We start from the raw sequence: 219 nt of genomic DNA, 5'->3' as shown, positions 1-219 counted from the left end.
CTGCTGTAGCCCGTATAGACGATTTTTCCGGTTTGAATATCAAAACAACCCGCAAGGTAATATTTTTGATTTTTCCCCGGTGTGATAATCCTTTTTTGCTGCCCTTTGAAGGTAACCATTCACCAGCCCTGTATTGACTAGCAGGAAAGCAGATTAAAGACATCCGGATAGGGCTGTTTTCGGGTCACCGCTGTCGCGATTTCACTGAGTACATCCAGT

The 219-nt window shown here is 44.7% G+C and carries 1 pseudogene; it reads right to left on the bottom strand.

The window, feature by feature from the left end:
• A pseudogene (locus AAC854_RS24055) lies at positions 1 to 107 on the bottom strand (IS630 family transposase); the annotation flags it as partial.
• Between the last annotated feature and the right edge of the window lie 112 nt (positions 108 to 219).

Origin of the sequence: Xenorhabdus entomophaga, assembly GCF_037996725.1 — a bacterium.
In the GTDB taxonomy this organism is placed as follows: domain Bacteria; phylum Pseudomonadota; class Gammaproteobacteria; order Enterobacterales; family Enterobacteriaceae; genus Xenorhabdus; species Xenorhabdus khoisanae.
This window is presented reverse-complemented; position numbering and strand designations above follow the sequence as displayed.